This window comes from Bacillus luti (assembly GCF_001884105.1).
Taxonomy (GTDB): domain Bacteria; phylum Bacillota; class Bacilli; order Bacillales; family Bacillaceae_G; genus Bacillus_A; species Bacillus_A luti.
This window is the reverse complement of record NZ_MACI01000065.1, coordinates 1-14,971: the sequence shown is the minus strand read 5'-3', so window position 1 is coordinate 14,971 and position 14,971 is coordinate 1. Positions and strand designations below refer to the sequence as shown.

Genomic DNA, 14,971 nt, shown 5'->3' with positions numbered 1-14,971 from the left:
TTATTGGTTCGATACTCGCGCAATTTTTCCTTGTTCAATATACACAAGTAAAATGGAAATATCCGCTGGATTTACGCCAGAAATACGTGAAGCCTGCCCCATTGAAAGCGGACGAACATCTTTCAATTTCTGTCTAGCTTCTGAAGCAAGGCTAGAAATCGCATCATAATCAATATCCTCAGGAATTTTTTTATTTTCCATTTTCTTCATACGCTCTACTTGCTGTAAAGATTTTTCGATATATCCTTCGTACTTAATCTGAATTTCAACTTGTTCTGTAACTTCATCACTTAATTCTACTTCACTTGGTACTAAAAGGTGAATATGCTCATATGTCATCTCTGGACGACGTAATAAGTCACTTGCACGTATTCCATCTTTCAATTCACTTCCACCAGTATTGCGAATTAATTCTTGAACTTCAGGACGTGGTTTAATAATAATGCTGCTTAAACGTTCCTTTTCCTGTTCAATCTGTAATTTTTTATTTGTAAATCGCTCATAACGCTCGTCTTTAATTAATCCAATTTCACGACCAACTTCAGTTAAACGAAGATCCGCATTATCGTGGCGTAATAATAGACGATATTCTGCACGAGACGTTAATAAACGATATGGCTCATTTGTACCTTTCGTTACAAGATCATCAATTAAGACACCAATATAAGCATCCTCGCGACCTAAAACAACTTCTTTTTTACCTAAAGAACGACATGCTGCATTAATTCCGGCCATAATTCCTTGTCCTGCCGCCTCTTCGTAACCAGAAGTTCCGTTAATTTGTCCTGCTGTATATAAATTTTTAATTTTTTTCGTTTCAAGTGTTGGCCATAGTTGTGTTGGCACGATTGCATCATATTCAATTGCATAACCTGTGCGCATCATTTCAACGTTTTCTAGACCAGGAATTGTTCTAAGCATATCACGCTGTACATCTTCTGGTAAGCTTGTGGATAAACCTTGTACATATACTTCTTGTGTATTACGTCCTTCTGGCTCTAAGAAAATTTGATGACGCGGCTTATCATTAAATCTTACTACTTTGTCTTCAATTGAAGGACAATATCTAGGACCTGTTCCTTTAATCATACCAGAATACATAGCTGAACGATGTAGGTTTTCATCTATTAAACGATGTGTCTCCGTACTTGTATACGTCAACCAACATGGAATTTGATCCATAATAAATTTTGTCGTTTCAAAAGAGAAAGCTCGTGGTTTATCATCACCTGGCTGAATTTCTGTTTTACTGTAGTCAATCGTATTACTGTTTACACGTGGAGGTGTACCTGTTTTAAATCTAACAAGATCAAATCCAAGCTCCTCTAAATGTTCTGATAAAGTAATAGATGGTTGTTGATTATTCGGACCGCTCGAATATTTTAAATCTCCCATAATAATCTCACCACGTAAAAACGTTCCAGTCGTAATTACAACGGTTTTCGCCGTATATTCAGCACCAGCTTGCGTAATTACCCCTTTACATTCACCATCTTCAACAATTAAACGTTCTACCATTCCTTGGAACAACGTTAAATTCGGTGTCTCTTCAATCGTTTTCTTTAATTCATGCTGGTAAGAGAACTTATCTGCTTGTGCTCGAAGTGCACGCACAGCTGGCCCTTTACCTGTATTTAACATACGCATTTGAATATGCGTTTTATCAATATTGCGTCCCATTTCTCCGCCTAATGCATCAATTTCACGAACAACAATCCCTTTTGCTGGTCCACCAACAGAAGGGTTACATGGCATAAAAGCTACCATATCTAAATTAATTGTTAACATTAATGTTTTGGAGCCCATTCGTGCTGCCGCAAGACCAGCTTCACATCCTGCATGACCTGCACCGATTACTATGACATCGTATGAACCGGCATTGTATCCCATTGTTTATTCCTCCTAATAATCTCTATCTTTCTAACACATCACTATATTATTTTCCTAAACAAAATTGAGAGAACAACTGGTCAATTAAGCTTTCATGAACGGTATCACCAGTAATTTCACCAAGTATTTCCCACGTTCTTGTTAAATCAATTTGCACCATATCAATTGGAACACCATTTTCTATTGCCTCAATTGCATCTCCAATTGTTTTTCCTGCTTGTGTTAATAATCCAATATGTCTCGCGTTAGAAACGTATGTCATATCCGCAGAATCAATTGTTCCTTCAAAGAATAACTCAGCTATTGCCTTTTCAAGCTCATCTATTCCTTGTTCCTCAATTAACGATGTTGTAATAACACGATTTCCCGCTGACAACTCTGTAACACGTTCCATATCAATGGCTTGCGGTAAATCTGTCTTATTTACGATAACAATGAAATCTTTTCCTTGTACGGCACGGAATAGATCTTCATCCTCATTCGTTAAAGCTTCACTATAATTAACGACAACTAACACCAAATCAGCTTGGCTCATCATTTCTTTTGAACGCTCTACGCCAATTCTTTCAACAACATCTTCTGTTTCACGAATTCCAGCTGTATCTATAAGTTTAAGTGGTACACCACGCACATTAACGTACTCTTCAATAACATCACGGGTTGTTCCTGCAATATCAGTTACAATTGCCTTCTTCTCCTGAACGAGACTGTTTAATAGCGATGATTTCCCAACGTTAGGTCTACCGATGATTGCAGTAGCAATACCTTCACGTAAAATCTTTCCCTGCTTCGATGTTTCTAATATTTTTGCAATTTCAGTACGAACATACGTCGCTTTCTCAATTAAAATATTATGTGTCATTTCTTCCACATCATCATATTCTGGGTAATCTATATTTACCTCAACATGAGCTAATGTTTCTAATATTTCTTGACGCAAACGGCCGATTAATTTAGATAATCGTCCTTCCATTTGATTAATTGCTACATTCATCGCACGATCCGTTTTTGCACGGATTAAGTCCATAACAGCTTCTGCTTGTGATAAATCAATACGACCATTTAAAAAAGCTCGTTTTGTAAATTCACCAGGCTCTGCTAGTCGCACCCCTTGCGCTAAAATAAGTTGCAATACTTTGTTTACCGAAACAAGTCCACCGTGACAGTTAATTTCCACTATATTTTCACGTGTAAAAGTCCTTGGCGCACGCATGATAGACACCATAACTTCTTCAATAACCTGATTTGTATCTAAATCAACAATATGACCATAATGAATTGTGTGAGAAGGAACCTCTGTTAAATCCTTCCCTTTAAAAATACGATTCACTTTCTCAACCGCATCATCCCCACTTACTCGAACAATGGCAATTGCACCCTCTCCAAGAGCTGTGGAAATCGCGGCAATTGTATCAAATTCCATGTCCTTTCACCTCATTTGCTTATTTATCTCTATCTCAACATGATTATTTTCTTCACTAAATTATTAGGATACCATAACGAACCTATCTACAAAAGAATAATAACTCATTTTATTATGTCCTCATGTAAAAAACACTAAACTTATTCACAGTGGATAAGTTTAGTGTTTTTTAGTTATCCACAGCAGTTTTTTCCTCAAAAAAACCGGCACTCATTTGAGTAACCGGTCATTTGGGAGATATTACAACATGCCGATGTGGTTCATTTCCTTCAGAAGTTGTATTAATACCTTGATGATTCGATAATGCTTGATGAATAATTTTTCGTTCAAAAGATGGCATTGGCTCTAAAACAACCCTTTTTTTCGTATTAGACACTTGTTTTGCTAATCGATAAGAAAGCGATTCTAACGTACTTTTTCTTTTACTACGATAATTTTCAGCATCCAGTGTAATACCGATATACTGCTTCGTATGACGATTTGCGACAAGTTTTGTTAAATACTGTAAAGAGTTCAACGTATTACCTCTTTTTCCAATTAAAACACCTATATTATCACCGGAAATTGTAAATTCAACTTCGCGTCCTTTTACAATTTTACTAATCTCAACTTCCACACCCATATTGCGAATAACATTTTTCAAATATTCTTCACATTCTTGAATTGGATCTTTCTTCAATACAACTTCTACTACTGCAGGACGATTCCCAAATAAACCTAAGAATCCTTTTTTACCCTCATCGATAATTTTTATATCTACTCGGTCTTTTGAAACATTTAATTGCCTTAAAGCATCTTGTACTGCCAGCTCGACTGTTTGTCCTTTAGCAGTAATTATACTCACTTGCTTGATCCTTCTGCCTTACTAGCCTTAATTTCTGGTCCTTTGATCAAGTACATTTGAGCGATACCAAAGATATTACCAACAACCCAGTAAAGTGATAATGCAGCCGGGAAGTTAATTGCGAAGACTAAAATCATGATTGGCATAAGCCAGATCATCATTGCCATTTGCGGGTTTTGACCAGCTGTTCCTGCCATAGCAAGCTTTTGCTGAATAAATGTCGTAATTGCCGCAACAATCGGTAAGATATAATACGGATCTGCCTGTCCTAAGTCAAACCATAAGAATGTATGCTTACTAATTTCTGATGTTCTCATAATCGCATGATAAAACGCGAATAAAATAGGCATCTGAACAAATATTGGTAAACATCCTGCTAATGGATTCACACCATTTTTTTGATATAACTGCATCATTTCTTGTTGTAATTTTTGCTGTGTTGCTTGATCTTTAGAGCTATATTTCTCTTTTAGCTTCACCATTTCTGGTTGTAACGCTTGCATTGCCTTCGTACTCTTAGTTTGTTTAATCATTAATGGTAATAATGCAAAACGAATAATAAGAGTTGTAACCACGATTGCTAAACCGTAATTATTACCAAATAAGTCTGCAAAATACGTGATTAACTGAGAAAGCGGATATACGAAATATTCATTCCAAATTCCAGTACTTTTCGGTGTAATCGGCTGATTCGTTTCACTACAGCCAGTAGCAATTGCCATTAATGCGATAACCATGGCTAGTAAACCTATTTTCTTTTTCAAAGCCTGCTCCTCCTTGTTTCGGTATGTATATAGTGTAATTCATTTCCTTACGCTACTTTTTTATTCTTTTCATACCAGAGCGTTTAAAGACATGAATTAAGCTTTTCTTTACTTCTTCATATGTCATCTCTGCACAAGGCTTCCTTGCTATTATAACAAAATCTTTTCCAGAATCTATCTCATCTTTTAATTCTATAATCGCTTGACGAATCATACGCTTAATACGATTACGAACTACTGCATTTCCTATTTTCTTACTAACAGAAAGGCCGATGCGAAAGTATGGTTGTTCTTCTTTATTTAATTGGTATACAACAAACTGACGATTGGCATTCGATTTTCCTTTTTGAAAAACCGTCTGAAATTCGTCATTCTTTTTTATACGATTTTTTTTCTTCATATCAATTGACACTCCTGTATTTCATCAGCGGAAATTCATTATTATTAGAAAAAAAGACCACTGAACGATCAGTGGTCTACGCAGATAATACTTTTCTTCCTTTACGACGACGAGCTGCTAGCACTTTACGTCCGTTCGCTGTGCTCATACGGCTGCGGAAACCATGTACTTTGCTGCGCTTACGTTTATTTGGTTGGTAAGTTCTTTTCATTATATGACACCTCCCTGAGGAATATCTGTTAAAGACAGTCTAATAAATTATAGTAAATCAAATAGGAAAATGTCAATGCTTCTCGAAATTTTCATCAAATATTCATTTTGAACCTATTCACATACTTTTTCACAGCCTCTATATTTCCTTGTGGATAAATGTTTTTTCTTGTTTTTTATATCCACAAACTCTTTTCGTACTTTTACACAGTATATCGTGTTGTGGACAAGTTTATTCCACAAGGTATTGATTTTGTGGATAACTTTCTTAATTTCATTGCTATAGCTACTTTTTTTTGATATTATAGTTGTGTTTTCACTTTGAATAAGTTTTCCACATCTTTATCTTATCCACAATTTGTGTATAACATGTGGACAGTTTTAATCACATGTGGGTAAATGATTATCCACATTCACTTTTTTTGTCGAAAACCCTATCTCATATACAAACGACGTTTTTTGGTTTTAAAATACGTTTCGTATAAATATACATTTTATATTTATTAGGTTGTACATTTGTTGCGCAACCTTATTCTTTTACCATCTTAGTAAAGGAGGGACACCTTTGGAAAACATCTCTGATTTATGGAATAGTGCCTTAAAAGAACTAGAAAAAAAGGTCAGTAAACCTAGTTATGAAACATGGTTAAAATCAACAACCGCACATAATTTAAAGAAGGACGTATTAACCATTACAGCTCCAAATGAATTTGCTCGTGATTGGTTAGAATCTCATTATTCAGAGCTAATTTCGGAAACACTTTATGATTTAACAGGGGCAAAATTAGCTATTCGCTTTATCATTCCCCAAAGTCAGGCTGAAGAGGAAATTGATTTTCCTCCTTCAAAACCAAATGCAGCACAAGATGATTCTAATCATTTACCGCAGAGTATGCTAAACCCAAAATATACGTTTGATACATTTGTTATTGGCTCTGGTAACCGCTTTGCTCACGCTGCTTCATTAGCTGTGGCCGAAGCACCAGCTAAAGCATACAATCCCCTCTTTATTTATGGAGGAGTTGGACTTGGAAAGACGCATTTAATGCATGCGATTGGTCATTATGTAATTGAACACAACCCAAATGCGAAGGTTGTATATTTATCATCAGAAAAATTCACAAACGAATTCATTAACTCTATTCGTGATAATAAAGCGGTTGATTTTCGTAATAAATACCGCAATGTAGATGTTTTATTGATAGATGATATTCAATTTCTAGCTGGAAAAGAACAAACTCAAGAAGAGTTTTTCCATACATTTAATGCATTACACGAAGAAAGTAAACAAATTGTAATTTCAAGTGATCGGCCACCAAAAGAAATTCCAACTTTAGAAGATCGTCTTCGTTCTCGCTTTGAATGGGGACTTATTACAGATATTACGCCACCAGATTTAGAAACACGAATTGCAATTTTACGTAAAAAAGCAAAGGCTGAAGGGCTCGACATACCAAATGAGGTTATGCTTTATATCGCAAATCAAATTGATTCAAACATTCGTGAACTGGAAGGTGCACTAATCCGAGTTGTAGCTTATTCATCTTTAATTAACAAAGATATTAATGCTGATTTAGCAGCTGAAGCACTTAAAGATATTATTCCGAATTCTAAGCCAAAAATTATCTCTATTTATGATATTCAAAAAGCGGTCGGGGACGTTTATCAAGTAAAATTAGAAGATTTCAAGGCAAAAAAACGAACAAAATCCGTTGCCTTTCCTCGCCAAATTGCAATGTATTTATCACGCGAACTTACGGACTCCTCTTTACCTAAAATAGGTGAAGAATTCGGTGGACGTGATCATACAACAGTTATCCATGCCCATGAAAAAATTTCTAAGCTGCTCAAAACGGATACGCAATTACAAAAGCAAGTTGAAGAAATTAACGATATTTTAAAGTAGTAGCTGAATAGTGTGAATAACTTACCTTGTTTTACGCACAGTCTATCCACATGTAGATAGGCTGTTTTTACATCCTTCAACGGGGTTATCCACATATCCACAAGCCCTATTACTATTACTACTATATTTTATCTTTATTAATTAAATAAAATCTTATACTTACCGGAGGTTTTTCGTTATGCGTTTTACAATACAAAAAGACTATCTTGTAAGAAGTGTACAAGATGTAATGAAGGCAGTTTCTTCTCGTACAACAATTCCGATCCTTACAGGAATTAAAGTTGTCGCTACTGAAGAAGGAGTTACATTAACAGGAAGCGATGCTGATATTTCCATTGAATCTTTTATCCCTGTTGAAGAAAATGGGAAAGAAATTGTAGAAGTTGCACAATCAGGAAGTATTGTTTTACAAGCAAAATATTTTAGTGAGATTGTAAAAAAATTACCGAAAGAAACTGTTGAAATTTCTGTGGAAAATCATTTTATGACAAAAATAACATCTGGAAAATCAGAGTTTAATTTAAATGGTTTAGATTCTGCTGAATATCCATTATTACCACAGATTGAAGAACATCATGTTTTTAAGATCCCAACAGATTTACTTAAACATATGATCAGACAAACTGTATTTGCAGTTTCCACTTCTGAAACAAGACCGATCTTGACAGGTGTAAACTGGAAGGTATATAACAGCGAATTAACTTGCATTGCTACAGATAGTCACAGGTTGGCTCTTCGAAAAGCAAAAATCGAAGGCATTGCAGATGAATTCCAAGCGAGTGTTGTTATCCCAGGTAAAAGCTTAAATGAATTAAGCAAAATTCTAGATGAGTCTGAAGAAATGGTAGATATCGTTATTACGGAGTATCAAGTATTATTCCGTACAAAACATTTATTATTCTTCTCAAGATTATTAGAAGGGAATTACCCTGATACAACTCGATTAATTCCAGCAGAGAGTAAAACAGATATTTTTGTAAATACAAAAGAATTCTTACAAGCAATTGATCGTGCCTCTCTATTAGCAAGAGATGGTCGTAATAATGTTGTAAAATTATCAACTTTGGAACAGGAAATGCTAGAAATTTCTTCGAATTCACCAGAAATCGGAAAAGTAGTAGAAGAAGTTCAATGTGAAAAAGTAGATGGGGAAGAATTAAAAATATCTTTTAGTGCAAAATATATGATGGATGCACTGAAGGCATTAGATAGCACCGAGATTAAGATTAGTTTTACTGGAGCAATGAGACCATTCTTAATTCGTACAGTAAATGATGAGTCCATTATTCAATTAATTTTACCGGTTCGTACTTACTAAGTAAGAAATAAGGGTTGCTAGTTTAAAGATACTAGTAGCCCTTATTTGATTTTTGGGTATTACTTTCCTAATGCTAGTTTATTTAGTACAATGAAAGAATGAACACTTTCAGAAAGTGAGCGATTTTATGAAACGTATTAAAATTTCAACAGAGTATATTACACTAGGACAATTTTTAAAGTTAGCCGATATAATTGATACAGGTGGCGCTGTAAAATGGTTTTTACAAGAATATGAAGTGTACGTGAATCAAGAACTTGAAAATAGAAGAGGTCGCAAACTATATGCGAACGATATTATTGAAATTCCAGGAAGCGGAAGTTTCCAAGTTCAGTCATAAAGGGGGAGCCCTTTGTTTATTTCAGAAATACAATTAAAAAACTATCGCAATTATGAAAAGTTAGAGCTTTCCTTTGAAGATAAGGTAAATGTAATTATCGGCGAAAACGCACAAGGGAAAACAAATTTGATGGAAGCTATTTATGTTTTAGCGATGGCGAAATCTCATAGAACCTCTAATGATCGTGAGCTTGTCCGCTGGGATGAAGAATTCGGTCAAATTAAAGGGAAATTACAAAAGAGAAATAGTTCTTTGTCTTTGGAATTAAATATCTCGAAAAAAGGTAAAAAGGCAAAATTAAATCAACTTGAACAACAGAAATTAAGTCAATATATTGGCGTGATGAATGTTGTCATGTTTGCCCCAGAAGATTTAAATCTTGTAAAAGGAAGCCCTCAAGTAAGAAGACGCTTTTTAGATATGGAATTAGGTCAAATAGCTCCGGTCTATTTGTATGAATTAAGTCAATATCAAAAAGTGCTCACGCAACGAAATCACTTGCTGAAGAAGATGCAAGGGAATAGTAAGAATGAGGAAACGATGTTGGATGTATTTACACTTCAACTTATTGAGCATGGTACAAAAATATTGCGAAAACGGTTTGAATTTTTGCATTTACTACAAGAATGGGCAGCTCCAATTCATCGCGGTATAAGCCGTGGATTAGAAGAATTAGAAATTGTCTATAAACCAAGTGTAGATGTATCAGAATCAATGGATTTGTCGAAAATAAAAGAAGTATACTATGAAAGTTTTCAATCTGTGAAACAACGTGAAATTTTCCGTGGTACGACTTTAATTGGTCCTCATCGTGATGATTTACAATTCTTCGTTAATAGTAAAAATGTTCAAGTCTTTGGTTCGCAAGGACAACAACGAACAACCGCACTGTCCCTAAAATTAGCTGAAATTGAATTGATTTACTCAGAAGTTAAGGAATATCCGATTCTTTTATTGGATGATGTATTATCAGAGTTAGATGATTATCGTCAATCACATCTGTTAAATACAATTCAAGGAAAAGTGCAAACATTTGTGACAACGACGAGTGTCGACGGAATTGAACACGAAACGTTAAAAGAAGCGAAAACAATTCATGTAACGAACGGCACGGTAGATTGTGAAATAGATAGGGCATAATTCCCTGTTTAAATGGAAAAGTAGGTGATCTTTGTGTCAATGGACCAAAAACAAATGCAAGAGAACGCATATGATGAAAGCCAGATACAGGTACTTGAGGGACTAGAGGCAGTTCGGAAACGTCCGGGTATGTATATTGGATCTACAAGTGGAAAAGGACTTCACCACCTTGTATGGGAAATTGTCGATAATAGTATCGATGAAGCATTAGCAGGATATTGCGATGAAATTAATGTTAGCATCGAAGAAGATAATAGTATTCTTGTAACGGATAATGGACGCGGTATTCCAGTTGGTATACAAGAAAAAATGGGACGTCCCGCAGTAGAGGTTATTATGACAGTCCTCCACGCTGGTGGTAAATTTGGCGGTGGCGGTTATAAAGTTTCTGGTGGTTTGCATGGTGTTGGTGCATCTGTTGTAAATGCTTTATCAACAGAACTAGAAGTATTTGTACATCGTGATGGCAAAATTCATTACCAAAAGTACGAAAGAGGTATTCCAGTTGCGGATTTAAAAGTCATTGGTGATACAGATAAAACGGGAACAATAACTCGCTTTAAGCCGGATCCAGAGATTTTTAAAGAGACGACAGAATATGAATTTGATACGTTAGCGACTCGTATGCGTGAACTAGCATTTTTAAATCGTAATATCAAATTAACTATAGAAGATAAGCGTGAACATAAGCAAAAGAAAGAGTTTCACTATGAAGGTGGAATTAAATCATATGTTGAACATTTAAATCGTTCAAAACAACCAATTCATGAAGAACCTGTATATGTAGAAGGTTCAAAAGATGGTATTCAGGTTGAAGTTGCGCTTCAATATAACGAAGGTTATACAAATCATATTTACTCATTTACAAATAATATTCATACGTATGAAGGTGGTACACATGAGGTAGGATTTAAAACTGCCCTAACACGTGTGATCAACGATTATGGTCGTAAAAATAACATTTTAAAAGATGCGGATAGTAATTTAACTGGTGAAGATGTTCGTGAAGGTTTAACAGCAATTGTGTCAATTAAACATCCGAATCCACAATTCGAAGGACAAACGAAGACGAAGCTAGGGAATAGTGAAGCGAGAACGATTACAGAGTCAGTATTCTCAGAGGCGTTTGAAAAGTTCTTACTGGAAAACCCCAATGTTGCACGTAAAGTTGTAGATAAAGGGACGATGGCAGCACGTGCGCGTGTAGCAGCTAAAAAGGCTCGTGAGTTAACTCGCCGAAAGAGTGCATTAGAAGTTTCAAGTTTACCAGGGAAATTGGCAGACTGTTCTTCTAAAGACCCAGCAATTAGTGAAATTTACATCGTAGAGGGTGACTCTGCCGGTGGATCAGCGAAACAAGGGCGTGATCGTCACTTCCAAGCAATTTTACCGCTTAAAGGTAAAATTATTAACGTTGAAAAAGCGCGATTAGATAAAATCTTATCTAATGATGAAGTGCGTACAATCATTACTGCTATTGGTACGAACATTGGTGGAGATTTCGATATTGAAAAGGCACGTTATCATAAGGTTATCATTATGACCGATGCCGACGTGGATGGTGCACATATTCGTACCCTATTATTAACGTTCTTCTATCGTTATATGCGTCAAATAATTGAGTGTGGTTATATCTATATTGCACAGCCGCCATTGTTTAAAGTACAACAAGGTAAAAAAATTCAATATGCTTACAATGATAAAGAACTTGAAAAAATACTATCTGAATTGCCGGCACAACCTAAGCCTGGGATTCAGCGTTATAAAGGTCTAGGAGAAATGAATCCAACTCAGCTATGGGAGACGACAATGGATCCAGAGGTACGTTCGTTACTTCAAGTTTCTCTTCAAGATGCGATTGAAGCGGATGAAACATTTGAAATTTTAATGGGAGATAAAGTAGAGCCGCGTCGTAACTTTATCCAAGAAAATGCAAAATACGTGAAAAACCTTGATATTTAAGTGAGTAATGACAGGAATTTAAGTATTCCTGTCTTCTACATATAAATCAATGTATGTGTAACGGAAATGTAAGAGGAGGTGCTCGTTGATGTCAGACAATCAACAACAAGCACGAATTCGAGAAATTAATATTAGTCATGAAATGCGTACCTCATTTTTAGATTACGCAATGAGTGTTATCGTATCTCGTGCATTGCCGGATGTTCGTGATGGGTTAAAGCCAGTGCATCGTAGGGTTTTATATGCGATGAATGATTTAGGAATTACAGCTGATAAAGCATATAAGAAGTCAGCGCGTATTGTCGGTGAAGTAATTGGTAAGTATCACCCGCATGGAGATTCAGCGGTTTATGAAACAATGGTACGTATGGCGCAAGATTTTAGTCAACGGTATATGCTTGTTGATGGGCATGGTAACTTTGGTTCTGTTGATGGAGATTCAGCGGCAGCAATGCGTTATACAGAAGCAAGAATGTCTAAGATTTCTATGGAATTGATACGCGATATTTCAAAAAATACGATTGATTATCAAGATAACTATGATGGCTCTGAAAGGGAACCAGTTGTATTACCAGCACGTTTTCCTAACTTATTAGTAAATGGTACGACGGGTATTGCGGTTGGTATGGCAACAAACATTCCACCACATCAACTTGGAGAAGTAATTGACGGTGTGTTGGCATTAAGTCATAACCCTGATATCACTATCGCGGAATTAATGGAATATATTCCTGGTCCAGACTTCCCAACATCAGGTTTAATCTTAGGGCGAAGTGGAATTCGAAGAGCTTACGAAACAGGTCGCGGTTCTATTATACTTCGTGCTAAAGTTGAAATTGAAGAGAGAGCAAATGGTAAACAATCTATTATCGTAACAGAACTACCTTATCAAGTTAATAAGGCGCGATTAATTGAAAAGATTGCAGAATTAGTTCGTGATAAGAAAATTGAAGGCATTACAGATTTACGTGATGAATCGGATCGAAATGGTATGCGTATTGTTATGGAAGTACGTCGCGATGCCAATGCCAATGTACTATTAAATAATCTATATAAACATACAGCACTTCAAACGAGTTTCGGTATTAATATGTTGTCTCTTGTAAATGGAGAGCCACAAGTCCTAAATTTAAAACAAAATCTATATTATTATTTAGAACATCAAAAGGTAGTGATTCGTAGACGTACTGCTTATGAATTAGAGAAAGCAGAAGCGCGTGCTCATATTTTAGAAGGGTTACGAATTGCTTTAGATCATCTGGATGAAGTTATTACGTTAATTCGTAGTTCGAAAACAGCAGATATTGCAAAGCAAGGCTTAATGGAACGTTTCGGTTTAAGCGAGAAACAAGCGCAAGCGATTTTAGATATGCGTCTGCAACGTTTAACGGGATTAGAGCGTGAAAAAATCGAGCAAGAATATCAAGACTTAATGAAGTTAATTGCTGAATTAAAAGCAATCTTAGCAGATGAAGAAAAAGTTCTTGAAATTATTCGTGAAGAGTTAACAGAAGTAAAAGATCGCTTCAACGATAAGAGACGAACAGAAATTACAATCGGTGGTATGGAATTTATTGAAGATGAAGATTTAATTCCTGAGCAAAATATTGCGATTACGTTAACTCATAACGGTTATATTAAGAGGTTACCGGCTTCTACGTACAAAACACAGAACCGTGGGGGACGTGGTGTACAAGGAATGGGTACGAATGATGATGACTTTGTTGAACATTTATTAACAACGTCTACTCATGATCATATTTTATTCTTTACAAACAAGGGTAAAGTATACCGTACAAAAGGATATGAAATTCCAGAGTATAGTCGTACGGCAAAAGGACTACCGATTATTAACCTATTAGGGGTAGATAAGGGTGAGTGGATTAACGCCATTATTCCAATTCGTGAATTTGGTGACGATCAGTTCTTATTCTTTACGACGAAACAAGGTATATCTAAGAGAACGCCGCTATCATCATTTGCAAATATACGTACAAACGGTTTAATTGCCATTTCGCTTCGTGAAGAAGATGAGGTGATTTCTGTACGTTTAACATCTGGTGATAAAGATATTATCGTAGGGACAAGCAACGGTATGCTAATTCGCTTCAATGAACAAGATGTACGTTCTATGGGCCGTAATGCAGCTGGTGTAAAAGCTATTACACTAGGCGAAGAGGACCAAGTAGTAGGTATGGAAATTGTTGAAGAAGATACGAATGTCTTAATCGTAACGAAAAACGGGTATGGTAAGCGTACACCGGTTGAAGAGTACCGCCTGCAAAGTCGTGGTGGTAAAGGTCTGAAAACTTGTAACATTACAGATAAGAACGGTAAATTAGTAGCGGTTAAGTCTGTAACGGGTGAAGAAGACATTATGTTAATTACAGCAGCAGGTGTCATTATTCGTATGCCAGTTGATCAAATCTCTCAAATGGGACGTAATACACAAGGTGTTCGTCTAATTCGATTAGAGGATGAGCAAGAGGTAGCGACAGTTGCAAAAGCACAAAAAGATGACGAAGAGGAAGTTACTGAAGAGGTTTCTTCTGAAGAATAAGGGTGGGGATTTCCCCGCCCTTTATTTTTTTATAATAATACTTGCATAGTAATAAGAAAGTCTATATAATAGGCAGAGTCAGCAAATGAGAGATACAAGTTATCTTAAAAAACTTGTTGACGAAAATAATATACTATGATATATTATAAAAGTCGCTGAAACGCGATATTGAACTTTGAAAACTAAACGAAACAAACAACGTGAAACGTCAATT

The 14,971-nt window shown here is 35.8% G+C and carries 12 protein-coding genes; 6 read left to right on the top strand and 6 right to left on the bottom strand.

Annotated elements, in window-relative coordinates:
* The 6 genes from mnmG to rpmH all read right to left on the bottom strand — a co-directional run bounded on the left by mnmG (position 1) and on the right by rpmH (position 5,532).
* Positions 1-1,890, bottom strand: coding sequence for a tRNA uridine-5-carboxymethylaminomethyl(34) synthesis enzyme MnmG (gene mnmG / locus BAQ48_RS14980; RefSeq protein WP_071711680.1), 1,890 nt, complete (start codon positions 1,888-1,890; stop codon positions 1-3).
* A 46-nt stretch (positions 1,891-1,936) separates the two neighbouring features.
* Positions 1,937-3,313 (bottom strand): tRNA uridine-5-carboxymethylaminomethyl(34) synthesis GTPase MnmE, encoded by a 1,377-nt coding sequence (gene mnmE, locus BAQ48_RS14975; RefSeq protein WP_071711679.1) that lies wholly within the window; start codon positions 3,311-3,313, stop codon positions 1,937-1,939.
* A gap of 226 nt (positions 3,314-3,539) precedes the next feature.
* On the bottom strand, positions 3,540-4,157 hold the full coding sequence (gene jag, locus BAQ48_RS14970) for an RNA-binding cell elongation regulator Jag/EloR (RefSeq protein ID WP_071711678.1): 618 nt from the start codon (positions 4,155-4,157) through the stop codon (positions 3,540-3,542).
* Positions 4,154-4,921 carry a YidC family membrane integrase SpoIIIJ gene (spoIIIJ, locus tag BAQ48_RS14965; RefSeq protein ID WP_000726757.1) on the bottom strand — a complete coding sequence of 256 codons (768 nt, stop codon included), beginning with the start codon at positions 4,919-4,921 and terminating at the stop codon, positions 4,154-4,156. Before spoIIIJ ends, jag begins: the two co-directional genes overlap by 4 nt.
* A gap of 52 nt (positions 4,922-4,973) precedes the next feature.
* Entirely contained in the window at positions 4,974-5,321 is a 348-nt protein-coding gene (gene rnpA / locus BAQ48_RS14960; RefSeq protein ID WP_000728894.1) for a ribonuclease P protein component, read from the bottom strand.
* A gap of 76 nt (positions 5,322-5,397) precedes the next feature.
* The gene (gene rpmH, locus BAQ48_RS14955) at positions 5,398-5,532 is read right to left on the bottom strand and encodes a 50S ribosomal protein L34 (protein ID WP_000831901.1); all 135 of its coding nucleotides are present in this window, start codon (positions 5,530-5,532) and stop codon (positions 5,398-5,400) included.
* A gap of 564 nt (positions 5,533-6,096) precedes the next feature.
* Between rpmH and dnaA the strand changes: the two genes are divergently transcribed.
* The 6 genes from dnaA (at position 6,097) to gyrA (ending at position 14,757) form a co-directional block, all read left to right on the top strand.
* Complete coding sequence (gene dnaA, locus BAQ48_RS14950) at positions 6,097-7,437, top strand: chromosomal replication initiator protein DnaA (protein ID WP_000428019.1); 1,341 nt, start codon at positions 6,097-6,099, stop codon at positions 7,435-7,437.
* Between the two features lie 178 nt (positions 7,438-7,615).
* Positions 7,616-8,755: a DNA polymerase III subunit beta gene (dnaN, locus tag BAQ48_RS14945; RefSeq protein WP_001212894.1), complete on the top strand. Its 1,140-nt coding sequence runs from the start codon at positions 7,616-7,618 to the stop codon at positions 8,753-8,755.
* 127 nt (positions 8,756-8,882) lie between these two features.
* Positions 8,883-9,095, top strand: a complete 213-nt coding sequence (yaaA, locus tag BAQ48_RS14940; protein ID WP_000821362.1) for a S4 domain-containing protein YaaA — start codon at positions 8,883-8,885, stop codon at positions 9,093-9,095.
* Between the two features lie 12 nt (positions 9,096-9,107).
* Positions 9,108-10,235 carry a DNA replication/repair protein RecF gene (gene recF, locus BAQ48_RS14935; protein WP_000470756.1) on the top strand — a complete coding sequence of 376 codons (1,128 nt, stop codon included), beginning with the start codon at positions 9,108-9,110 and terminating at the stop codon, positions 10,233-10,235.
* A gap of 39 nt (positions 10,236-10,274) precedes the next feature.
* Positions 10,275-12,197, top strand: coding sequence for a DNA topoisomerase (ATP-hydrolyzing) subunit B (gyrB, locus tag BAQ48_RS14930; protein WP_071711677.1), 1,923 nt, complete (start codon positions 10,275-10,277; stop codon positions 12,195-12,197).
* A gap of 88 nt (positions 12,198-12,285) precedes the next feature.
* Positions 12,286-14,757, top strand: coding sequence for a DNA gyrase subunit A (gene gyrA, locus BAQ48_RS14925; protein ID WP_001282869.1), 2,472 nt, complete (start codon positions 12,286-12,288; stop codon positions 14,755-14,757).
* Positions 14,758-14,971: the final 214 nt, after the last annotated feature.